The sequence below is a fragment of the Methanomicrobia archaeon genome, from assembly GCA_011049045.1.
In the GTDB taxonomy this organism is placed as follows: Archaea; Halobacteriota; Syntropharchaeia; order Alkanophagales; family Methanospirareceae; genus JACGMN01.
In genome coordinates, this window is record DSCO01000056.1 from 1 (window position 1) to 23,276 (window position 23,276).

The 23,276-nt window shown below is 56.9% G+C and carries 17 protein-coding genes, 1 tRNA gene and 1 pseudogene; 11 read left to right on the forward strand and 8 right to left on the reverse strand.

Annotated elements, in window-relative coordinates:
• The first annotated feature begins 183 nt into the window (after positions 1-183).
• Positions 184-963 carry a 5,10-methylenetetrahydrofolate reductase gene (locus tag ENN68_07345; protein HDS45888.1) on the forward strand — a complete coding sequence of 260 codons (780 nt, stop codon included), beginning with the start codon at positions 184-186 and terminating at the stop codon, positions 961-963.
• Between the two features lie 5 nt (positions 964-968).
• Entirely contained in the window at positions 969-1,889 is a 921-nt protein-coding gene (locus ENN68_07350; GenBank protein ID HDS45889.1) for a 5,10-methylenetetrahydrofolate reductase, read from the forward strand.
• 306 nt (positions 1,890-2,195) lie between these two features.
• Here the strand turns inward: ENN68_07350 and ENN68_07355 are convergent, their stop codons facing one another.
• Positions 2,196-3,134 (reverse strand): NAD-dependent epimerase/dehydratase family protein, encoded by a 939-nt coding sequence (locus tag ENN68_07355; protein ID HDS45890.1) that lies wholly within the window; start codon positions 3,132-3,134, stop codon positions 2,196-2,198.
• Between the two features lie 7 nt (positions 3,135-3,141).
• Positions 3,142-3,990 carry a prephenate dehydratase gene (gene pheA / locus ENN68_07360; protein HDS45891.1) on the reverse strand — a complete coding sequence of 283 codons (849 nt, stop codon included), beginning with the start codon at positions 3,988-3,990 and terminating at the stop codon, positions 3,142-3,144.
• A gap of 135 nt (positions 3,991-4,125) precedes the next feature.
• Here pheA and ENN68_07365 point away from each other — a divergent pair.
• From ENN68_07365 to ENN68_07380, 4 genes and pseudogenes are all read left to right on the forward strand, one after another.
• Positions 4,126-4,199 (forward strand) — tRNA-Thr (locus tag ENN68_07365).
• Positions 4,200-4,272: 73 nt separating this feature from the next.
• Positions 4,273-4,485 (forward strand): hypothetical protein, encoded by a 213-nt coding sequence (locus ENN68_07370; protein ID HDS45892.1) that lies wholly within the window; start codon positions 4,273-4,275, stop codon positions 4,483-4,485.
• 142 nt (positions 4,486-4,627) lie between these two features.
• Complete coding sequence (locus ENN68_07375) at positions 4,628-6,082, forward strand: hypothetical protein (GenBank protein ID HDS45893.1); 1,455 nt, start codon at positions 4,628-4,630, stop codon at positions 6,080-6,082.
• A gap of 101 nt (positions 6,083-6,183) precedes the next feature.
• Positions 6,184-6,716: pseudogene (locus tag ENN68_07380) on the forward strand (hypothetical protein).
• Between the two features lie 66 nt (positions 6,717-6,782).
• Here the strand turns inward: ENN68_07380 and ENN68_07385 are convergent.
• A complete protein-coding gene (locus ENN68_07385) occupies positions 6,783-8,264 on the reverse strand; it encodes a 2-isopropylmalate synthase (protein HDS45894.1) in 1,482 nt (493 codons plus the stop codon).
• Between the two features lie 195 nt (positions 8,265-8,459).
• Here ENN68_07385 and ENN68_07390 point away from each other — a divergent pair, with 195 nt between their 5' ends.
• Positions 8,460-8,930 carry a flavodoxin gene (locus ENN68_07390; GenBank protein ID HDS45895.1) on the forward strand — a complete coding sequence of 157 codons (471 nt, stop codon included), beginning with the start codon at positions 8,460-8,462 and terminating at the stop codon, positions 8,928-8,930.
• 102 nt (positions 8,931-9,032) lie between these two features.
• On the opposite strand, the gene ENN68_07395 is transcribed toward ENN68_07390, so the two are convergent.
• Positions 9,033-13,808 (reverse strand): PKD domain-containing protein, encoded by a 4,776-nt coding sequence (locus tag ENN68_07395; GenBank protein ID HDS45896.1) that lies wholly within the window; start codon positions 13,806-13,808, stop codon positions 9,033-9,035.
• A gap of 342 nt (positions 13,809-14,150) precedes the next feature.
• On the opposite strand from ENN68_07395, the gene ENN68_07400 reads away from it, so the two are divergent.
• Positions 14,151-15,125 carry an ornithine cyclodeaminase family protein gene (locus ENN68_07400; GenBank protein HDS45897.1) on the forward strand — a complete coding sequence of 325 codons (975 nt, stop codon included), beginning with the start codon at positions 14,151-14,153 and terminating at the stop codon, positions 15,123-15,125.
• Positions 15,126-15,243: 118 nt separating this feature from the next.
• Here ENN68_07400 and ENN68_07405 read toward each other — a convergent pair whose 3' ends face one another.
• Entirely contained in the window at positions 15,244-16,515 is a 1,272-nt protein-coding gene (locus tag ENN68_07405) for an ABC transporter ATP-binding protein (protein HDS45898.1), read from the reverse strand.
• A 25-nt stretch (positions 16,516-16,540) separates the two neighbouring features.
• A complete protein-coding gene (locus ENN68_07410) occupies positions 16,541-17,284 on the reverse strand; it encodes a nucleotide exchange factor GrpE (protein ID HDS45899.1) in 744 nt (247 codons plus the stop codon).
• A 98-nt stretch (positions 17,285-17,382) separates the two neighbouring features.
• Here ENN68_07410 and ENN68_07415 point away from each other — a divergent pair, with 98 nt between their 5' ends.
• Genes ENN68_07415 through ENN68_07425 form a run of 3 tightly spaced genes read left to right on the forward strand, consistent with a single transcriptional unit; the run spans position 17,383 to position 20,775 of the window.
• Entirely contained in the window at positions 17,383-19,095 is a 1,713-nt protein-coding gene (locus tag ENN68_07415) for a radical SAM protein (GenBank protein HDS45900.1), read from the forward strand.
• 31 nt (positions 19,096-19,126) lie between these two features.
• Positions 19,127-20,161 (forward strand): H4MPT-linked C1 transfer pathway protein, encoded by a 1,035-nt coding sequence (locus ENN68_07420; GenBank protein HDS45901.1) that lies wholly within the window; start codon positions 19,127-19,129, stop codon positions 20,159-20,161.
• Positions 20,158-20,775, forward strand: a complete 618-nt coding sequence (locus ENN68_07425) for a dephospho-CoA kinase (GenBank protein HDS45902.1) — start codon at positions 20,158-20,160, stop codon at positions 20,773-20,775. The genes ENN68_07420 and ENN68_07425 overlap by 4 nt, the downstream gene beginning before the upstream one ends.
• A gap of 14 nt (positions 20,776-20,789) precedes the next feature.
• Here ENN68_07425 and ENN68_07430 read toward each other — a convergent pair whose 3' ends face one another.
• On the reverse strand, positions 20,790-21,158 hold the full coding sequence (locus ENN68_07430; protein HDS45903.1) for a hypothetical protein: 369 nt from the start codon (positions 21,156-21,158) through the stop codon (positions 20,790-20,792).
• Between the two features lie 102 nt (positions 21,159-21,260).
• The gene (locus ENN68_07435; GenBank protein HDS45904.1) at positions 21,261-23,066 is read right to left on the reverse strand and encodes a hypothetical protein; all 1,806 of its coding nucleotides are present in this window, start codon (positions 23,064-23,066) and stop codon (positions 21,261-21,263) included.
• Between the last annotated feature and the right edge of the window lie 210 nt (positions 23,067-23,276).

Sequence of the window (23,276 nt, forward strand, 5' to 3'; positions counted from 1 at the left end):
CAGACGATCTCGCCTTCGTGCTCATCAAACCTTTGCCCGCGACCTCAATCTCGTTTCTCATTCGCGGTTCCATGATAATGTGGTCTTGCTGGTGTTCGAAACTCACCCCTTTCGGAACTACTGGAAAAATAGAAAAGTTTATATAGTGGGGGCGTTGACATGCTAGTTAGAGGGAGGAGATAGATGATAGCACAAGAGCAAAAACCCATGGAGGAGATTCTGGGATTCTTAGAGGGAAAGAAGAATGTTGTGGTCCTCGGCTGCGGCGGCTGCGCCACCTTCTATCATACTGGAGACAAAGACGCAGTAGATGAGATGGCATCAAAGCTTGAGCACGAGGGGAAAACGGTCACCAAAATCAGTATGCCCCTGGGTATGCAGGCCTGTGACACTGAGAAGAGTGGGATATTCTTAGAGAAAAAGAAGAGTGCCGTTGAGAGCTGCGATGCGATTCTGGTCATGAGTTGCGGTGATGGCGTACAGGTAGTGACGGAATTTGTCGACGACGAAATGGGGCTTGTGAAGCATGTCTATCCAGCAAACGACGCGATCGGCCTCGTCGGCGGCGGCCCGAAGAAGTTCAAGGAGACCTGCCAATCCTGCGGTATGTGCGAGCTGGGCAAGACCGCGGGTATCTGCCCGTTGACGTCCTGCGGCAAAGGCTTGATGAACGGGCCGTGCGGCGGTGTTCGGGTGGACAACAAATGTGAAATTGATCCTGAGAAGGACTGCGCCTGGGTCAAGATCTATGAGCGGATGGAGAAACTCGGTGATCTCGATGATTTCTTGCAGATGCGCGCGCCGCACGACTGGAGCAAATGCCTGAGGCCGCGGCTGTTTGAGCTTGAAGAGCCGATGAGCATGGTCGATATGATGGGCGCAATGATGAACTTCAACACCATCAGTGGGTACATGGCAATGATGTTCCAGAAGAAGCCGGAAGAGGAGAAGAGTAAGGAGTAAGAAAAATGCCTGACGAAATTTATAGCGACTTGATGCGGGAATTGAGCGAGGGGAGATTCGTCTTCACGGGTGAGCTGGAGCCGGAGAAGGCGGGCGAGTGTGAGGAGCCCATCGCGGCGGCAAGGGACCTGATCGGCCTCGTGACCGCCTGTAACGTGACGGACAACCCGCAGAGCTTCGCGTACGTGAACAGCCTCGCGGCATCCTACAAGATCCAGTCTGATACGGGCATGGAGTGCGTCTACCAGCTCAGGTGTGCAGACCGGAACCGCATGGCGCTGCTGTCCGATATCCTCGGTGCTAGTACCCTGGGGATCAAGAACATCCTGGCGCTTGCGGGCGATCACGTTTCACTGGGTGACACCCCGGATACGAAGCCGGTCTTCGATCTCGACTCGACCACGCTGATCCACCTGATCAGGCAGATGGTGGACGAGGGGAAGGATCTTCGCGGCAACAAGATACACAACCCGCCAAAACTGCACGTCGGCGGTGCCGCTGCCCCGGGCGCGGCACACCTGAAGGCCGAGGTCGCCAAGGTGAAGCGGAAGATCAACGTCGGCGTGGAGTACATCCAGACGCAGGTCGTGTACTACCAGGATATTCTCGATAAGTTCTTTAACGAGTTGGGCAAGACTGATGTCCCGGTTCTGGTCGGTATCTTTCCGGCGAAGAGTTTCGGCGCGGCCGATTTCTTCGACAAGTACGTCGCAGGTGTCGATGTCCCGCCAGACTACCTGGCGAATCTGAAGACGACGAAGGAGATCGCGGATAAAGAGAAGCGGAAAGCGGAAGTAGACCGGATCAATGTCGAGTTCTTCACCGACTTCCTCGAGTACCTGAAGGGCACACCGGCGGCTGGCTGCCACATGATGGCCGTGGGATATCCGCGAATCATAGGCCCGTTGAAGAAGGTAATGGAGTAACTTCCGAAGAACGAACCAGAGGGATTTTTTCCCCCTTTCTCCATTTTTAGGTGGACAGACCACCCTGAGCCTGCGATTTAGCTAGCGCATGCAAGCAGGCTCGTCCTAGCAGAGTTGTTTAGTGCCGGAAGGGTGGGGGGGCTTGCTGCTAGCGATAATCAGCGTTACCGAGCGGCATAAATGCCGTTCTCCACCGAAATGACGAGTGCTAAATGGTATAACCACTCCTTGAGATTCACCCCGGGGCCCGGTAACGAGTGACGCAACGAAGATAGCCAGCCAGATCACTCACTCTCTGCTCTCAAATCAGTTGGATGCCGCTAACAAATCCCTTATCGCCTTCTTCACGGCCTCTTCCGAATGGTAACGCTGCTGCCAGCCGAGTGCACCGAGCTTCGAGGCATCAAGCAGCATAACCGGGACGTCACCCTTCCAGCCGCGCTTGCCGCCGGTGTAGTTTAACTCCGGATCGAGGTTCATAGCCTCAGCAACGAGTTCCGCGATCCGCGTGACGCTCGTCATGCTGTCCGTCCCGATATTGAGGATATGCACCCGCTCCTCGTCGACGGCCGCCTGGAGCCCGACACGCATGGCCTCGATACAATCGGAGATGTATATGTACGATTTCGTCTGGGTGCCGTCGCCCAGAATCTCTAACGCCGCCGGATTCGTGCGCAACTTCTGGATGAAATCGTAGATGACGCCGTGACCCGAACGCCGGCCGATGACATTCGCGAACCGGTAAATCCACGCCTGCAGCTCGAAGGTATAGCAGTAAGAGGCGATGAACGCTTCGCACGCGAGTTTCGATGCGCCATATAACGAGATGGGCATGGTGGGATAGTCCTCGGGCGTCGGCAACTGCTCCGCATCGCCATATACGGTAGAGGTCGAGGTAAACAGGATTCGTCGCACGCCACTCTGGCGCATCGCCTCCAGCACGTTGTAGGTCGCAATGACGTTCTGCTCCAGGTGCACGTAGGTATCCTCTGCACCCAGCCGCACTTCAGGGTTCGCTGCCAGATGCCAGACTTCCTCTACGCCTTCAAACAGCCCGGCAATCTCGTCGTGTACCAGATCGATCTGATGGAACTGGAAATTCGGTTTGCCCTGATGAGCCGCGATGAAGTGCTCGTCACCCGAACTCAGGTTATCAAGAACGATAAGCTCGTGATCATCGGCCATCAACCGGTCAACCACATGCGAGCCGATAAAACCCGCTCCACCGGTTACCAGAATTTTCATCTCTTCGTCACTCGGCCCTGGGGTACGACCCGAGCAGTTTGATCAGGGTCACCCGCGATTCTAGATTCGCCAGCACTGCTTTTATCTCTTTCTCCTCGACGTGACCCTCACAATCGATGTGGAACATGTAATCGCCCAGGGCACGCCGGGATGGTCGAGACTCGATCTTCGTGAGATTTATCCCGCGCTCAGCGAAGACGCCAAGGACGTCGTAGAGCGCTCCCGGACGGTCCTTCAGGGCGAGCAAGAGCGAGGTCTTGTCATGACCGGTCGGCGCCGTCTGCACGGCTGCGGGCGCAAGAGCAACGAATCGCGTCACGCTTGCCATATCCTGCACATCCTCCATGAGTATGGTAAGCTGGTACTTTCGTGCGGCCTCTTCAGAAGCCAACGCGGCGATCGCGTCTAGCTCCCGGGCCAATTTCGCGGCTGCCGCTGTGCTGTCCACCGCTTGCACCTTCACGCCGCGGGACAGCAATCGTCCCCTGATGAATCGTTTGCACTGCGCGATCGCGTGCGGGTGTGAGACGACCGTCCGTATCTGGTCGAACGCGCCACGCGCGAGAAGACAGATCTTTATCGGTACCAGCACCTCGCCGGCTATCTGGACCGATCCAGCGGTACTTTCACTCGTGAGCACATCCAGGGTCTCGCCCACCGAGCCCTCAAGGGAATTCTCGATCGGCACCACGCCGTATCCGACCTCGCCACGCGCGACGCTATCCGCAACATCGAATATGGTAGGGTAAAAGAGGAGCTCTGCAGGCTCAGCCGCCGTCTTCGTCCGCGTTTTGAGCCAGAGCAACGCTGCAGTTTCTGAGAAGGTGCCCTCAGGCCCCAGTAAGCCCAGTTTCATTGGCGAGTACTTTTGTTAGGTAGTTAGACCAAACTGCTTTGCGGTTTATAAAGCTACAACGGACGATTCGCAGAGGCGCGTGCGGCATTTATATACGGCCAGCGTGTATATCCTATAGGAGAGACAAGAAAGAACGCCTTGGTAGCATAGTTGGCCAATGCGCCACCTTGGTAAGGTGGAGATCGCGGGTCCAAATCCCGCCCAGGGCTCTTATACATAAGTTTAAAGCGCCACACACCATACTTACCATATGGGCGATATGAACGAGTTTTAGCACCGCACATGCCAGAAGATGAACTCCTGTTCCCCGAGCCAGAAGCACTGATACGGGCTTTTGCCGAGGACACTAACCGGAGACGAAGAACGCCGGTGGTTAAGCGAATGCCCATGCTCCTCGCTGAGGAGTCAGAACCGCTCCAGACGATTTTGATCTGCCGCGAGCCCGATGAACGGATCCTTATACTGAAAGACTTCGCGACGGCGAAGCGGCGATAACCGTAAGGAGCATGGTGCGGGCAGTGAACCGCACTGATCGTTTCCCGTACTTTTTAAATGTAGGGAAGAACAAACGACATGATAAGCGCGGAATGAAAGAAGCGTGTAGAGGTGATAAGGGTGGAAGGTGCGCTTCGGCACTATGACTGGGCGAAGTTTGGTCTATGAGTTGCTTATAACCGTGCTTGTGCTGGCGATCCTCACCGCGGGCTGCGTGGATGATGGTGACGTTATGGGCGATGAAGATGCAACCACGTCGAGCCGCGCGGCACTGACCCTGACCACCCACACCGATCCCACTTACTACTTCTCCATAAAGAAGCCGGCTCACTGGTCCGTCACGGTAGGTGATGCGATCGTGGTAGCCGATCCCGCGGCATATGGCGCGACACACGTAAGGATCCAGCCGCTGATCTTGAGCGGCGCGTTCCGGTCAATGAATGCCGAGGCGATCGCCAACTATCTCGTGGGCGGGGCGATCGCGGAGTACGAGCAGGTTGAGTTCGAGAGCGTGCGCGAGACGAGCGATCGGATGATGCTCGAGTTGGTCACGCTCTTCACCGATGACGGTATGGCGAAGAAGGGCGTCCATACAATCTTCGTCGAGTCGCCCTACGCGATTTACACCAGCTACGAGACCAGCGAGGAGGATTTCTCTGAGCTTGAGGGGCTGTTACGCACTATTGCCTCGAGCTATGTCCAAAATACCCCGCCCGATGACGCAACTGGGTCCGGGACAACTCAGAGCACCATCGGGCCGCTGCACGAGACCGCGCAGGAAGGCAAGGTGAAGATGCGAGTGCCTGACGGCTGGAAGGTGACGGTCTTAGCCGGCTGTACCGGTCTGATCGCGGAGGATACGGCCAATCCGGCACGAGGCGTGCTATTCCTCAATTTCCTGCATGCTGACCTTAATACCGGCCTTCCACCGGGTGTTACACCCGAGAAGTATCTCACCGACTACCTGCCCCAGGATTTTACCACAGTTACAGCCATGAAAATGCTCCACTACGAGGATGTTGACATGAGTTCCCTCTCAGCAGGCGTATCCAGCGAGGTCAAAGCGATGAGAGCGTCATTCAAGAATCAGGGCGTGCCCGCGATGGGTTCATTCACGATCGGTACGCGGCAGATCGGGGGCTATTATACCACCATTGATTACCTCTGGGGGATCTACGCGCCCGCGGACCAGTTCGAGGTGGATGCGCCCATCCTGCTCGAGATCTTCAATTCTATTGATTACCGTGAATCGTTCCTCGGCGAGTGCCGACGTGCCCTCGAGCAGTCCTGGGGCGGCACCGGTAGCTCAGCAGGCGGAACGTCCGGTGATGCGCTCCGTGAGCAGCGGCTCAACGAGTGGTACGAGCGTCAGGAGAAGGATGATATCTTCATGGAGGGCTACAGCGATTTCATCCTCAACCGCGACCGCGTCTACAACCCCGAGACGGATGAGGTCTACCATGTCAACCAGAATTTCTACCAGTATTACGATACACATCGTGAGCAGTATAAACAGAAGTACATGGTTCCGCTCACTGAAGAGCAGTTCCGAACTCACGTGCCGCTCGATGGGAACCTCCATATCCACCCGGAGTGACCGATAGCGCTCAGTCCTCTGAACTTGCTTAATGGTCGTGACACGCACGCGACGCATCGTCCGCGACCGTAGTCAGGTCTCAGTCGTCAAGTACCCGCCTACTGCCGAAGACCAGCTATTCACCACAAATCAGGGGTAAGCAAGGAGGTTTTATATCGAATGGATCAATCGTTCTCGGGCTGAACGATGCCCTCGTCGAACTAACAGGAGCACTTGCGGGCTTCACCTTCGCGTTCCAAAATAGACACCTTATCGCATTGGCTGGTCTTATTACCGGCATCGCAGCCGCACGTTCTATGGGAGCTTCCGAATATCTGTCAACGAAGTCCGAGACCGATGGGCAGGACTGAGGGACCCCGTCAAAGCAGCGGTATATACCAGTGTGGCGTACATCGTGACCGTGGCCTTTTTAATACTGCCCTTCTTTCTCCTGCCGAAAGTCTACGTAGCGCTATGAGCAACCCTGGTTAACGCGCTCATCGTGATCTTGTTATTCACGTTTTACGTTTCGGTTGCCAAGGACCTCCCGTTCAGGAAACGGTTCCTTGAGATGGCGACCCTCCGCCTCTGTGTGGCAGGTCTGACATTTGCTATTGGATTCCTGATACGGACATTTCTGGGAATCGAGATTTGAAACCGTTTATCACAACGCCGGGAGTCTGGTCTGATAACGTCTGTGCAATCGGCACACAGGTATGTATCACTGGTACATACGATTAACGCCGTGAATGAGTGCATTCACCGAGGCGATGACGATGTCCTCGTTCACACCACTCGCGGTTAGTGTGCGATCACCACGACTGATCCGGACAACGACATTCACGAGCGCGTCCGTTCCGCCGGTGATCGCGTCGACGTGATACTCCTCGAGCTGTAGATCGTTCATCTCGTGGCCCGCGAGCGCCTTCCGCAACGCATTGATCGCTGCATCTACGGGCCCGATACCCACGCTGGCCTCGGTTATCTCTTCGCCGTTGATCTGTAAGCGAATTGATGCGGTAGGACATACGTTCTTCCCGGAGACCACGGAGAGGTCAAGCAGCTTGATCCGCTCCTCGCGCTCGATGCGCAGGACATCCTCGACAAGTGCCTGGAAATCGGAATCGGTGACCAGCTTGCCTTTGTCGCCAAGCGCCTTCACCTTCGCTAGGATCTGCTGGGTCTGCTCCTCGTTGGCCGTGAGTTTCATGTCCTCAAGCACGCGCTTCACCGACGCCTTGCCGGTATGCTTACCGAAGGCGAACCGGCGTGTCCTGCCGATGATTGCCGGATCGATCGGCTCGTAGAGTGTTGTATCCGCGAGGGTTCCGTGGACGTGCATGCCTGACTCGTGCGTGAATGCATTCGTGCCGATCAACGGCCTATTCGGTGCGATAGGCATCTTGGTCAAATTCCGGATGAGTCGTGAGGTCTCATACAATTTCGCCTTCGTTATTCGCGTCTTCACGCCGTAGAGCAGCTCCAACGCGATCACGACTTCTTCTAACGATGCGTTACCGGCACGCTCACCGAGCCCGTTCACCGTGACGTGCACGCACTGCGCACCCGCCTGAACTGCTGCGATCGAATTCGCCGTGCCCAGGCCGAAATCGTTATGACAATGGATGGAAACGGGTGTGGCAACGGTGCAGAGCTCCCGGAAGATCTCCTTCGTTCGCTCCGGATAGAGCACGCCTACTGTATCGCAGAAGCATAACCGGTCAACTACCGGCGCTAACTGCACAAAGAATGATTTCAGGAATACCCTATCGGCCCGCGATGCGTCCTCTGAACTGATCTCTACGGCCACACCGTGCGATTTCACGTACTCCGCCATCTCGATCGTCTTCGCGAGCAGTGTCTCGCGATCCAGCTTCAGCTTCTTCTGGATGTGCGCATCGGACACAGGAGCCACCAGATTCACGGCGTCCACATCACAGGCGAGTGCGGCATCGATATCGCCTTTAAGGAGCCGTGCGAACGAGCAAATGTCCGCGTTCAAGCCATCGTTCGCGATCGCTTTAATCCCACGCTGCTCGCCTTCCGAAATGATCGCCGTTCCCGCCTCTATGATGTCCACACCGAGTAGATCAAGCTGTCGGGCTACCTGCACCTTTTGTTCAGGGGTCAGAGACACCCCGGGTGTTTGCTCACCATCGCGCAATGTGGTATCCAGGACCTTTACTATCTTCTCGACCGCCATACGCACGCGCTCCTCGTTTACTATAAATAGTGGGTTGCCGTGTATTAATAGTAAATCAGATAGCTTGAAAGCCATGAATACGCAGAGGTGAGCACGTATTAACCGCTGGCTCTTTACGTCACACGCATAAGTTGTAACAGATAAGCGCCGTGGAGATGTGGTTTCGCGGCCCGAGCAACAGAAATGGGGGGAGAAATGAAGGCCATCATTATCTACGCATCGCGACATCAGGGGAATACGGCAAAAGTGGCACGGGCGATCGCGGGAGCGCTCAATGCTGAACTCGTTACCGTTGATAAGGCGCAGGGCATCGCAATCCACGAGTACGACCTGATCGGGCTCGGCTCGGGGATCTACTGGGGCCGGCACGATAGGATGTTGCTGGCGCTGGTTCGCGCGTGGCCCGCGCACGATAACAGGAAGGCGTTCATCTTCTCCACAAGCGGGCGGGCTGAGGGCGGGATTTTCAACCGATATACCCGGCACTTGCGGCGTGCAGTAACGGAGAAGGGCTTCAAGATAGCCGGTGATTTCTCCTGCCGCGGCTCTGATGCTGTGGGCCCGCTCAAGCTCCTCGGCGGGATCAATAGGGGTCGGCCGAACGAGGCGGATTTAGCAGCGGCCGCGCAGTTCGCGCGCGGGCTGTGGGTGCCGAAAGAAGGATGATCCGATCTGTACTAGAACAATCGTATTAACGGTATCCAGTTCTCGTGCTGCTTCCCGTTACGGTCTTTGAACTCCTTTCCTCACAGGACTTTTTTTCGTTACTTAGCAGGTCGTTTCAAGCCAATGCGCGGATAGTATCGTTAAATCGATGAAGTTCACCACCCCATCCTCGTTGATGTCGTAGCGTGGATATGGTGCAATGGTAGTCTCAAGCCAGTGTGCGGACAGTATCGTCAGATCTATGAAGTTCACGGTACAGTCTTCGTTGATGTCCCATCTACCCGGCGGTTCTTCTATCGTTTCGGTCACGGTAAGGATTACCGCGTCAAACGGCCCCCACGCTCCTGCAGAATCCCTTCCGTGAACAAAGAGCGTGTGGTTTCCGATAGCCAAGCCACTGATATTCACGATCGCGGTTACCGCCTCACTCGCGGAGTCAAAGGCACCATCTACCGGGTTCATCGCCACTCCAGTCCCGTCATCACCCACCACATCTATGAAGTATTCTGCGGCAGCTACGGTGAGTGCGACGTTGGCTTCGCATTCACTGATACTGATGCTGCTGCCTGCTTTTTGCGGGATCTTTTCAGGCCGCGACATCGCAAGCTGAGGACTGCTCTGCGGCACACTCGAGAACGTCCCCGCGGGCACGGTAACATCCGTGACGTACCAAACGTCATTATCGTACATGGTATGCGGCCCGAAGGTTCTCACTATCTGGTTTGCCGTGCCTTCAAAGAGCGTGACGGTAACCGTGGCATCTGATGGCCCGTGCCCCCTATCCCAATAGTAATGAACACCCACGGAGTACGTGCCTGCAGGCGGATCGTAGATGGTAATATGCTCGGGGCCATAGCCATCAGTATCGTCCACATCAAGATAGGGATCACGGGTATCGTTATGGGCGGGATCTTCAGGATCGTAGTGCTCACCATTGCCATTCCAGTCAGGATGTTTGTTGGCCCAAAAGCAATTATCGTTTGAGCCCAGGCTATCCCCGGGCTTAGCGAGATACAGGTCGAGATCCGTATCACCGGTGTTCCAGGTAAGCCTGATCCGCATGCCAGCTGCTTCGGCACCCCGCGTATCCACCGTTACCGTACCTTCTATCAACTTGCCGATCTCGTCCCCGATGGAGAGTATGTACTCGCCGTCGGGCGCAATGTAGTTATGCATGTGCTTGCCATCCCAGCGAGTGGTATATGTGCCGTCCGTGATCTCAATCATCGGGAGGATCTGAACGGGTTCCCACCACCCTTCCTTCAGGATCCAGAGCTCAAGCGGACCAAGGCCAGGAGTCCCGATGGCGGTTATCAGCGTTGTCTCCCCGATAACCGGATTGAAGGGATCGGGGTTGGCGGTGAGTGAGGTCAAGGGCTTATCGCGCCTCACCGTCACCACACCCGAGACCAGTTCCTGCCCGGTCCCCGCGGCACCGACCGAGAGAATATACGTCCCGTTTGGCACGGACTCGCCCCAGGTCATGTGCGTCCCGTTCCAGGTGGTGGTATAGGTGCCACCGGGGCCTTCGACGAGCGAGAGGATCTGGACGGGCTCCCACCAGCCTTCACGCAGTATCACCAGTTCAAGAGGGCCGAGTCCCTCACTCCCCCGCGCGGTGATCAGCGTGGATTCCACGTCGGGATTGAAGGGATCGGGATCGGCGCTTACCGATTCGAGCTCCCAGACGCCACAGTTCACCCATACCGTACCCGTGGCAAGAACGTCACCAAGACCTGAGATGGTAAGGTCATACTCGCCATCTGGCACCTCGGTGCCCCAGGTCATGTGCGTCCCATCCCAGGTCGCCCGATATTCGCTGAACGAATAGATGGGTGGCGTGACAAAGACGGGGTATTCCGTGAGTTGAAGGATCTGGACCGGCTCCGGCCAGTCCTCACGGGTGATCCAAACCTCGAGCGGGGAGAGGCCCTGAACCCCGACGGCGACGATTTCAGTCGTCTGATTTACGGGTGCGCAGGGATTGAAGGGATTAGGATAAGCGCCAACGGATTCGAGCAGGTTCTTACCGGGTTGAACCACCAGGATATTGGTAAAATCCGCACCAATCGCGCCGCCGTCATCTGTGATGAAGAGCGCGATGGAGTAGGTTCCCGCCTGGGTATAGGTGTGGGTGGGTGCCACGCCACTGCCCGTCGCACCATCACCAAAGACCCAGTAATAATGCACAATAGTTCCGTCCAGGTCATACGAGCCGGAGCCATCAAAATGCACCTGCTCATTCACCGTCACCACCTGATACGGCCCGGCATCTGCGACCGGCGCGATATTGATCGGTGACTGCTGGGTGGTGAACTGCCCGCCCTGCGTTGAAACCTGTGTTGAAGAGGTGTGTTTCTGACCCTTCTGGATCTGCTGCTGCGTGCTCTGCTGCGTGATTGTTTGCTGACCTACTTTCGTGGTGATCGTCTGGGTGTACTGGCCACTCTGCTTTCCCGTAACCTGGGTAGTATAGCCCGTCTCCTTGGGACAGGTGATCGTTATCGTTTGCTTCTGCTGGTGCTGCTTCCCGGCGCCACAGTCAACCCATACGGTACCGAGGGCGAGCACGCCCCCAGCGCCTGAGAGCGTGAGTTGATACTGGCCATCTGGCACCACAGTGCCCCAGGTCATGTGCGTTCCATCCCAGGTCGCCCGATATTCGCTGAACGAATAGATCGGGGGCGTGACAAAGACGGGGTATTCCGTAAGTTGCAGGATCTGAACCGGCTCCGGCCAGCCGTCACGGGTAATCCAAACCTCAAGCGGGGAGAGGCCCTGAACGCCAACAGCAACGATTTCAGTCGTCTGACTCACGGGCGCGCAGGGCGTGAAGGGATTGGGAAAAGCGCCGAAGGATTTTATCTGCTGCTGTTGCTGCGACCGTCCCTGGAGCATGAATGCCGTCTCACTCTCCTCAACGGTGATGTTCGCCGTGAGCACCGCCGATTGTGCCCCGCCCGTGGGATTAGGCGACGCGCGAACATCAGCAGCACGTGGGCCCGGGAGCGTCTCGACGAAGTAGGTAGCCTGGGGTATCTGGATCACTGCCTGGGCCGGATCCTTCACCTCACCCTTCTTCGTGCTCTGTCCCTGCAGCGTACCCACCGCCTGGCCGGTCTCTTTATCGATGATCGTGAGGTCAACGGGACCTTGCGTGGTATAAGTAATCGAGGGGATGTTCTGCACATCCTCGAGCTGAGTTGGCGATCCTTGCTGCACGGTGAAGGCGTCAGTAATCCAGGGAGTGCTATACAGTTGCTGAGCCCCGTCTTTTACCGTGACTTTCAAGTCATAGTTCCCTTTTTGCCAGCCGCTGGGTATCGTATAATTCGGATAGTAATCCTGCTGTTTTTGTGATACCGTGTAATTGTGCTGGGGCAGGTCGATTACCTGACCTGCAGGGTTACGCACCTGCCAGTGGAGCTGGATTGTTTGTTGTGTGGGATCGTATTGCTGAACGGGTACTTTGATCTTGAGCGTATGATTGGTGTAATAGTTGTTCGACCGTGTGATACCGCCGACACCCACCTTCTTGCCTACTAGCTCACCAACCAGATCGCAATTCAAATAGGGATTGGAGTGCCGGGGCCGCGCGGGGTGCCAGAGGAAATCAGGGTGGCGACTGCTGAGCCAGCCTGAGGCACCAGGTCCGGGAATAATCTTGCCACTCCCATCTACAGTGATCCAGTAGTGATAGGTATGGGTGAAGACCGAGGCGGGCGTGACGCCGCTGAGGTGGTCAGGATGCACACCATCTTTGACCAGCCATACGGTACAAATGACATCTACCCGATTGCCAATACCGGGTGTAAAGGTCATATCATACCGATAGAAGGGGAAATTCCACACCTCCGGGCCCGGCTCATAATCCATTACGAGCGGCGCTCCCCGATCCTTAATCCATTGCCGGACGGCAATCGTAAAATCACTAGCGTAAACATCATCATAAGGATGGTTGGGGTAGTTCGTGGGATCAAACCGTGTTCCGAGGAAGAAGTCTACGGGGTCCTCATAGTGGCACTCGGTGAGCAGCGCTTTCAAATCGCCGACATAAAAGATGATCCCGTCCTTGTTCAGCGTACTGCGCGGCTCATCCTCCAGAACGCAAGCCGCCGCCCACGCATGGCAGTGCCCGAACCAGCCAGGAGCACCGGGCATGTAATGGTTCGCCAATTCCCATTCCTTGGCGCGCGAATCACCACCGTACTTTGCCTCGACATACTGGTCATATTTCGCGAGCGGCCCCGGGGCGCCGTGCGGGTAATACCCGAGCGCTGTCTGGCCCTGGTTTAACGGCCACCAGAAGCCAGCCCAGGGGATTTTATCGGCTGTGCTTTGCTCAGTACTGGGCAGACCTACTGACGGGGAAGAGGAGGAGGTCAACAACCCAAGCTCAGCCTCCGCCTGCTCCCTCATACTCAATTGGCAGGTTACGGTTCCGCTGGTCGTAAGCTTGATCTTCATACTTACTCTACCATGGTCCAGTTCACTCGACTCGATGAGCACTCCTCCGGTTGCGGAGACCTCAGCCCGTGTAGCGAGAGCATAGCCGCTATGCAACTCGAAGAAATCAACCTGCAGGGTATGGTCTCCTGCAGGTACTTGAGCAAGAGTGAGTACGCCGTAAGCATCAGTCGTACCCTGGAAGACACCATCAAGTGAGACAGAAACGCCACCAGGAGGATTGCCATCTCCGATCTGGATTGCCAGGGTCAATTCAGATCCTGCTGTGCTTGCTGCCGAAGCCGCGCCACCAACGAGCGAAAACACAAGTGCCACACAAAGTGCCATCAAACAATACCGAGTACCCCTATTTTGTAACATCTTCCCGCTTTTCACTCCCAGGTTAATCTCATAAAGCGCACGCATGCCCATACCTTTTCACGATAGCCGTACGAGATGATGGACATAAGTATTGTGTCATTTTAAGCTTTCTGGTTAAGGAGGCTGTAAAGCTAATGGGTGCTACAGCAAATTCCAATCGGAGAATCTGCCACAGAGTGGAAAACAGCGTTTGTTGTGGGTGATTTAGATCCTTACCCCCCGGTGGTGACGGCTCTGGTCCAGTTGGGTGTCACCGTCCCGGGTACTGGAAAAAAAGTGTTATTAACCGGTATTTCGGTATTCGAGATCTTCTTGAAGAGCCGTTTTTGCCGTACCACTCCAGGGTAGCGGAGATTATTTATAGCCGGATTGCCAACACACCACCGTGCGATCATGAAACGATTAGAAGAGCTAGACGCGTTCCTGATAACGAACGATGAGTTGCGAGCGACGATTGAGGCGATTGGCTGGCGGGACTTCATCGCGGAGATCCAGAAGGGCTTTGAGCAGACCGCGCTGGGCTACAGCGTCACACCGCCGAAGGTCTATGTGAACACTGACGTCTCGGACATGCGGTGTATGCCCTCGTATTTGCCGAAGTACAACCCCCGGTACTGCGGCGTGAAGATCGTCTGCGTGGCGCCCGAGAATGCGAAGATCGGTGTCCCGACGGTCCTGGGCGAATATCTGCTCCGTGACGCGGAGACGCAGCACTTGCTCGCGGTCTTGCAGGCCGAGGAGATGACCGCGTTTCGCACCGGCGCGGCCACGGGCGTGGCGACGGACGCGCTGGCGCGCAGGGACTGCGAGACGCTCGGCCTCGTAGGCGCGGGCAAGCAATCGTATTATCAGGCAAAGGCGATACTTACGGTGCGACCGTCGATTGAGCAGATCAAGCTGGTGGATCTTGTCCCCGAACGAGCACAGGCGTTCAAAGCGCGTCACCAGCAGGAATTCGGGGTTGAGATCGCCGTCGTTGATCTGGAAGCGGCGGTGGATACGGATATCCTGACGACCGTGACGCCGGCGACCGAGCCGTTCGTCTTCACCGAGCAGCTACACCCCGGCATGCACCTCAACGGGGTCGGTGCAGACGCGAAGAGCAAGATCGAGTTCGCTCCGGAGGTATTGAGGCAAGCGCGGATCGTTGTGGACGACTTAGCACAGTGCATCCATTCGGGCGAGGTTTATCAGGGGTTGGAGCAGGGGATCATCACCGAGCAGGATCTGATACCACTGGGCGACGTTCTACTCCAGAGACAGGCGGGACGAACGAGTGCAGAGGATGTTACCTTCTTCAAATCGACCGGCGTGGCGTTCCAGGATCTGATCACGGCGATCCTGGTCTTTGAGCGGCTGATGGCGTGAGAGCATAAGCGGTAACGAATGACGCTCTGAGATTTTACCGGCACCAGATCACTGCAGCATCTGAATACGGGTGAGCAAGGCACACCGTGGTATAAACCGCTGATTTCGCCACCATCCGCTAGAGAGTAGCCAGCACCTCGTGCACCGCTTCGGGGCTCGAAACGACGATCGCGCCGTTCATTTTCAGCGCGTCCACCCGTCTGGTGGCCTCACCGTCGGTAAAATCCCGGTTCGCTATCTGATCGCTCTCGACAAGGATCACGCTCTTACCCAGCCGGGATAGGGCCACTTCCGCCGCTTCGATGTTCTTCAGGTTCCCGAACCCGACGGGGATATTGCAGAGCACAACGGCGTCCGCATGGCGGATCTGGTCAAGCTGTGCCTGAAACGCGGTCTCCGTGATGGGCGAGAATGGCGCTTCTGTGGTTACCGGTATCTGCAACAGCTGCGCTACCTCGTGATCGCTGTCCAGGAGGTTGATCACACCGGCGGTCACGGTGTATCCCTTCTCGGTGAGAAGGTGCATCAGCGCTGTGCCCGCACCGCCACCGCAGATGAGATGGACTGTCTTCCTGAGGTGGCCGTCTCGTGCTGATTCGTTCTGCCGGCTTACCGACGGTGGCAGGGGCGAGATATAGCACTGGTTCGTGACTGCGTGGCGTTTCACGAGCACAGCGGCACCGAACGCGGTCCTGATATTCGCTGCCGTTAAGACCGCGTGGGGTGCGCCCATCGCGATGATCGTTCCACTGCGGAGTAATACGAGCCGATCACAGTACTGCGCGGCCAAATTGAGGTCATGGATGACTGCAATGACAATCAAGCCGCTTTGCGTAGTTAACCGCCTGAGCAGTTCCATGATCTCGATCTGGAAATTGATATCGAGGTGTGAAGTCGGCTCATCGAGAAGGAGTACTTTCGGCTCCTGCGTCAGCGCACGTGCGATGATCACCAGCTGCCGCTCGCCACCGCTCAATTCCGTCACCGGCCGTTCAGCCAGCGGCCAGCAGTTGGTCAGCTCCATGCTCCGCCGTGCAATCTCGATGTCCCGCTCGCTCTCCAGCTCCAGCCGGCCCAGATGGGGGTTACGGCCCATGAGTACCACGTCGAGCGCGGAGAACTCGAACTGAATGCTGGTATCCTGAGGTACCGAAGCGAAGCGCTGCGAGAACACCTTATCCTTCATCTCCACCACTGCCGTACCGTCCAGGAGGATTGTGCCCGTCCGCGGTTTCAAGATGCGCGCTATCGTCCGTAAGAGTGTCGTCTTGCCCGAGCCGTTCGGTCCGATGATGCCCAGTAGCTCGCCCGTTGATGCCGTGACGTCCACACCTTCCAGCACCTTCTTGCTGCCGTAGTACGCGTCCACGTCCTTTATCTCGAGCGCCATCGCCATCCGTCCCCGGTAGCAGTAATTAGGTCACGTCAGGTGCCGCTTCTTCCTCGCTCACCGCGATCTTTACCAGCGCTGGCCTGATGACCTTGCCGCGGAACACAAACCCTTTGCGCAGCACTTCGCGCACGCTGTTCCCCGCCTCGCCTTCTTCTGCAGGCACCCGGGCTAGCACCTCGTGCCTGAAAGGATCGAATTGCATGCCGTCCGCCTGGATCTCCTCGAGCCCCTCACGTTTCATCAGCTCCATGAGCTGCTTCAGCGTCAACGCCACGCCCTCCAGCAGCCCTGCTGAATTCCCGGTCGCCTTCGCGTGATCAACGGCGACCTCTAAGCTCTCCCGGATCGGTAGCAGATCGAGCATGAAGCATTCGCAGAGCCGATCACCAAGCTCGCACTTCTCACGCTCAACAAATCGCTTGTAATTCTCGAAATCCGCCCGCAGGTATTGCAGCTGGCTTAAATACTCCGATTCCTTGCCGGGGGATCGCTCTTCGGCCTTCTTCCGCTTCTCTGACAATTCCTCCTCCATGATCTCCAGGCCGTCGCCGATCGCATCCAGCTTCTGCTCAGTCAACCCGTTCTGATCCGCCAGCATCTCCTTGATACGCGCCAGCTCTTTCACGATACTGCTCAACGCGCTCTTGACACTCGCGAGTTCGCCTAACGCCGTTTCGACGTTCTTACTGCACGCCGCGGCATCGCGGGACAGACGCTCGATCCGCTCTTTAAAATCCCGTTCTCTGCGCTCGTTGCTCTTTTTCATCGTTCAGAAATAGACCACACCAGGTGATACCAGTACTTTATTACCCGTAGAACTAAAAATCATGATAGATCCACCCATGGTTTCTCCGGTTTACTATGCTGACGGTATCACTACTTGACGGCTATGTTGACGAGCCCACCTGCCTCGGTGTGCCGCCGTATATCAGTCCGTACCCACGCTATATCGCTGGCGCCGTCTGGCATCACGACCATACCGCACAGGTCGTGTATCGCACGATCGATCAACTCCGAGCAGAGCGATCGATTTTAGCGTTATTCGCACGATCTGATCTGGTCGTGGTCATTGCAGGCATGGCCGTTCCCGGTCGATACCTGTCGGGGTTCCCGGCCAGCCCGAACGAGCTTCTTGAATTCCTCGCGTGCCTGGAAAAGCCCGTGAAAGTGCTTTGCGGCCCGGCTGCCCGGTACGGGTTCGGGTTGGCGGGCGGTAAACCCGTGCGTGATCTCCAGTTCGTTGCACCGGTCTTTGACGTTATCGCGCAGGGTGATGGTGAGGTCGTCGTGGCCGAGCTGCTACGCAACCAGTTAGACGCGGATGCGGTAGATCCCGCGCTCTGCCGAGTAAACGCCAGCATGATACGAGATCCCGCGGTAAAAGGCGCGCGAGTCGTGGCACAGCATCCGCTCTTCCCCCACTACCTCATCACTGAGATAGAGACGTATCGCGGATGCCCGCGCAGTATCCAGGGCGGCTGCTCGTTCTGCAGTGAGCCCAGCAAGGGTCCACCCGATTTCCGGCCCGTATCGGACATCCTGAGCGAGATCGCAGCGCTGTATCGCGCAGGCATTCGCCATTTCAGGCTCGGCAATCAGCCCTGCATCTTCTCCTATATGGCGAACGGCGCGGGTGAGGTGGAGTTCCCGGAGCCCAATCCGGACGCTCTCGAGCGATTGTTTCATGGCATTCGTGCGGTTGCGCCCGCGCTCAAAACGCTCCATATCGATAATGCCAATCCGGGCATCCTCGCGCGCTATCCCCGGGAATGCAGCCGCATCGCGAAGAGCATCGTACGGTATCATACGTCCGGTGACGTCGCCGCACTTGGTGTGGAAAGCGTTGACCCGGTTGTGATCGCGCGGAACAATTTGAAGGCTGATGCGGACGAGGTTCTGAGTGCGGTGAAGCTGCTTAATGAGGTTGGCTCGGCGAGGGGCGCGAACGGACTGCCGGAGCTCTTACCCGGCTTGAACTTTGTCTTTGGGCTCGATGGCGAGAGTAAGAAGACGTTCCCGCGGGATTACCAGTTCTTACAGCGGATCATGGATGAGGGGCTTCTGCTGCGCCGGATCAATCTCCGCCAGGTCATCCCTATTCCGGGCACGAAGCAGTTTGAGCTGGGGGATAAGCTCGTGAAACGCCATAAGCACGAGTTCCAGCGGTTGAAGCATTATATACGGACCGAAATCGACCGCCCGATGCTGAAGCGCGTTGTGCCCGAGGGCACTATCCTGACAGACATCTACCTGGAGATCCACGAGGGCACGGTGACCTTTGGACGGCAGCTCGGCAGTTATCCCCTCCTCGTGGGGATTCCGGGTGTGCTCTCGCTGCATAACTTTCTGGACGCAAAGGTCATTGGCTACGGCTATCGCTCGATCACCGCCGTGCCCTATCCGCTCGCGATCAACACTGCCTCGCTTGAGACGCTCACGGCACTGCCGGGCGTTGGCGCGAAGCGAGCCATGAGGATAGCAGCACGCAGACCGTTCGGTAATGCCGACGAGCTTATACAAGCCCTTGATGATCCCAAACTGGGGCAGAAACTGCTCGAGTATATAACTCTTAAATAAGGCCAGCGGCAAAAGGTGGTTAGAAGAGGTAATGTTCCTTGGCATAGATGTGGGCGGGGCGAACACGAAAGTAGCCACTTCTGATGGCGTCGTCGTTGAGTCCCTGTACGCGCCACTCTGGCATCGCAAGGTCTGCCTCTACGAGGTACTCCCCGAGGTGCAGCAGCGGTTTGGAGCCAAACTCGAGGCGATCGGTGCGGTAATGACTGGCGAGCTCAGTGACTGCTTCGCTACGCGCCGTGAGGGCGTTCTCTTCATTGCAGACGCCGTGGCGACGAGCTTTGATAACCCGCTGTTCTTTGACCGCATGGGTCAGTTCAGAGCCCGTTCGGCGGTAGAGACCGACCCACTTGCTTTCGCCGCGACCAACTGGCTCGCATCCGCAACGCTCGTGGCACAGGAGTACCGCGATGCGATCTTTCTCGATATCGGCAGCACGACCACCGATGTGATCCCCATTAGTGACGGTACGGTAAGAGCGCAGCGCACTGATCTTGAGCGCTTGAAACGCGGCGAGTTGATCTATTCGGGCGTGTTACGCACGAACGTCGCGGCAGTGCTGCAGCGCGTGAACCTCGCGGAGGAAGAGGCGAGCGAGACGTGCAGGGTCTCTTCAGAACTCTTCGCCATCACTGCGGACGCGTACATTGTTCTGGGCGAGCTACGAGAGGATGCGTATAGCTGCAGCAGCCCGAACTGGTACGCCTTCGTAGGCCGCGAGGTGGAAGAGAAGAGCAGAATGAGCGCTTTACAACGCTTGGCGCGGGTGGTCTGCAGCGACCTGGAAGAACTTGGCGAGACGGGTGCAGCTGCGATCGCTGCGCAGGTGAAGCAGAAGCAGGTCGAGGAGTTACAAGCATCGCTAGAACAGATGAAGACGGCCTACGGCCTGAGCCGTGTAGTAGCTGCGGGGATCGGCGATTTCCTCGCCCGTGCGGCTGCGGACGCGGTGCATCTGCAATTCATCTCGCTCGCTGCACGGTACGGAACTGACATTGCCGCCACGTTTCCCGCGTTTGCACTCGCCAAGCTCCTGGAAGCAGCGGTTACGGGAGGCGAGCGATGATGAAGAAGACCATGCGCGTTGCGGGCTTAACCGGCGGCATGGCGAGCGGCAAAACGCTCGTGCTCCAGCAGTTCATGAAGCTCGGCGCATATGTGATCGATTGCGACGTGCTCAGTCGCGAAGCGGTCATCCCGTGCTCGATGGCCTGGTGGGAGATCGTGCGATGCTTTGGCACGGAGATCGTGCGGCATGATTTAGAGCTTGATCGTAAAAGGCTGCGTGACCTTATATTCAACGATGCTGAGAAGCGCGTCACGCTGGAGAAGATCGTCCATCCAGTAGTGAATCGGAAGATGCGGGAGCGAATCGCGGCGATTGCGGCACTAACCGCGACGCACCACACGCTCGTGGTCGTCGATGTCCCGCTCCTGATCGAGACAGGCGTGCAGCACGAATTCGACGCCGTTGTTGTGGTCTACTGCAGTGAAGAGACGCAGATACAGAGAATCTCCGACCGGGAGGGCGTTACGAGAGCAGAGGCGCGAAAAATGATCGCTTTACAACTGCCCCTTACGGAGAAACTACCATTCGCGGATTACGTTATAACGAATGAGGGCACGCGCGAAGAAACGGAGAATCAGGTGCGCGCGATATTCGCAGAGCTTTCGCCTTGAGCTCCTGAGTTCGACTAAACGCCGCTGATCTTCGTCTTTGATAAGCCGATCTCTGCAAGGACGAACAGGTCAATTTCGTCAGCCAGTTCGGCGAACTGCTCTTTAAAGGCCTGGAGCTGGCTCCGAATCTCGTCGCTCACCTGCGCGACCTTGAGCTTCTCTTCGAGCTCTATCTCTTTATGATAAATATCGTCGATCAGCATGAAGATACTCGGCTTTTTGATCTGAATCGCCCGGAAATCTTCCATGACGTCCTCGCCCTGCTTATACCGGGCCAGAATCTCATTCCACTCCGCGGTGATCGCGTCACGATCCCTGACAAACTCATCGAGTGTTCCTAAGAATGCTTTTGAGATAAACCGCTCTTTCTCTTCTGCCACCATCGCCTGTGATGTTTTTGATATCGTCCAACCCTTAAATACTTTGCGATTTCTCCTTCGCACCGTGCACCGATGCTCAGCCACCCGTGCACGCAGTCCTGAACGCTACGATACGTAGGTACCGCACACAGCAGTCACCTCACGCACTTCGACCGCACTACCGCGTCGTGAGGCGACCATCTCCCAGCCCGCCATCTTCGCACGACCCACACCGAACGCCTTCTCACCGGTAAAAAGAACCTCATCGTTCACTCGAATCGCCGTGCCTGCATCAACCACACCGGGTGCCAGGATCGAGCCCCGGGGCAGGAAATCGCCGATGTGTACGGTATACGCAGCTAGAAGCTCCGCAATCTGGCGCGCGCCGTTCAGCGTGAGCGTAATAAGCCCGTATGCCGGCACAACGCGCGCAAGCACAGCACCATCTGCGCTGAGCTGGTAGGCCGGGAACTTACCGGTAATCTTCAGCCGCGTCCCACCAGCTTCTGAAAAGAGCGCACGCCCCACACCACGCCCGTACTGATAGTCAGCCATCGCCCTGAGCATGCTTGTTTTATGCGCGAGGCCTGGCAGTCGCTTCGTGTCGCCACAGAGCTCTGCGAATTCCTCACGCAGCCGCTGAAGCGCGCGCGCTGCGGTCATGTCCTCGTCCGCATCGCAGGTGAAGCTCACTTCGAGCCCTAAGTCAGCCGCGACACTGAGACATATATCGCGATACGCGCCGCTGAGATGTGCTACTATATGCTCGTACCTCTGGTGATGAAGCTCGAGATAGGTTCGCAGACACGAGGCGACCCATGCGCGCTCCTCAGCATCCCAGTGGCCGGTCACCGGAATGTCATAGAACGCAGCGGGATACACCAGCTCCAGCTCGCGCGGCACCACGCCGAGTGGTGACGTCAGGATCACCTCGTGCGCGTGTCCCCGGTAGGGTGCGATCGCGTCACTGAACTTCCGGTGCGATGGTGATCGCGAATAGGGCTTCCGCGCAGAGCAGGGCAAAAGCAGCAGAATGCGCCGCTGTGGTGGCTCATAACGATCCAAAACGCGGCGCGCAAATCGCTTCACCTCGACTCGCCACAAAGATTCCAGCGTGTTCGCCATCAGCACACAGTTCCGCGCGACCGGCGTTCGTAGCTCGAAATACGCGCCCTCCTCGAGATCCAGGAGGCGCAACGCGGCGGTCAGGAACGGCGAGGACCGCACCCTCTGCTCGATATATTCACGCATCGTGCCGGCGCGTATCTGCGTCCTGACCTTCTTCAGCTCCTTATCGAGCAGAAGCGAATTGTGCTGCGCCAGGAACTGTGCGCGCTCAGTATCATCCCGTTCGCGTAACTCGTCTGCAGTTAGCGCCGAGCAGACCGAGCAGACACAGGGCAGCTCTTCCAGATCGGATAACTCGAGTGCGCCTTCCTCTGTATGGTACAGGCCCTGATAGCCCTGAATTACGGCACTCGTGTCGTCCACGAGGTCAACACCCATGTAAATCAGCGCCGCGACAGTCTCGGCCGTGGCAATGCCAGGCACCCATAACGCGGTATCCGGCGGGATCGTCTCACGAGCTGCGAGAATACCGCGAACGAACTCCCGCGGACTGTGCAGCAGCGCTGATGCATAGGAGAGCACGTAGCAATCGACCTTTAACGACGGTAGAGCTTCGTTCAGTGTGCAAAAGAGCGGATGAACGGAAGGCAGCAGCACAGTGCCGCGCGGCACGTTCCAGTTCTTGGTCTCAAGAAGCTCAGGAAAGTTCGGATCTTCCACTGAGCGCACTGCAAAGCCTTCCTCACCGCTGCGTAAGGAATCACCGTGGAAGAGCAGCGGTGTCTGCTGCCTCCCCTCTTTCACTGATAGAAGACCAAGGCGTGCCGCGCCGTCCCTTCTCCTGACCTCGTAAAAGGTGCTCATCTGCAAGCATACATAAAAAGGAACGAGCGTTTTTGAAGCTTCTGAATTAATCTGCTAGTCATATCTTTTCAGGCATCGTTTTCAAAAGATTCGATAAGAATCAGAACACTACGCTGATGACTTCGAACTGATAGCATGCACTAATCCAGGAGCCTAAAAACGTACCAGATCGATCGTGCAGCCTCACCACACCCGTGCCGCGCGTCGCGC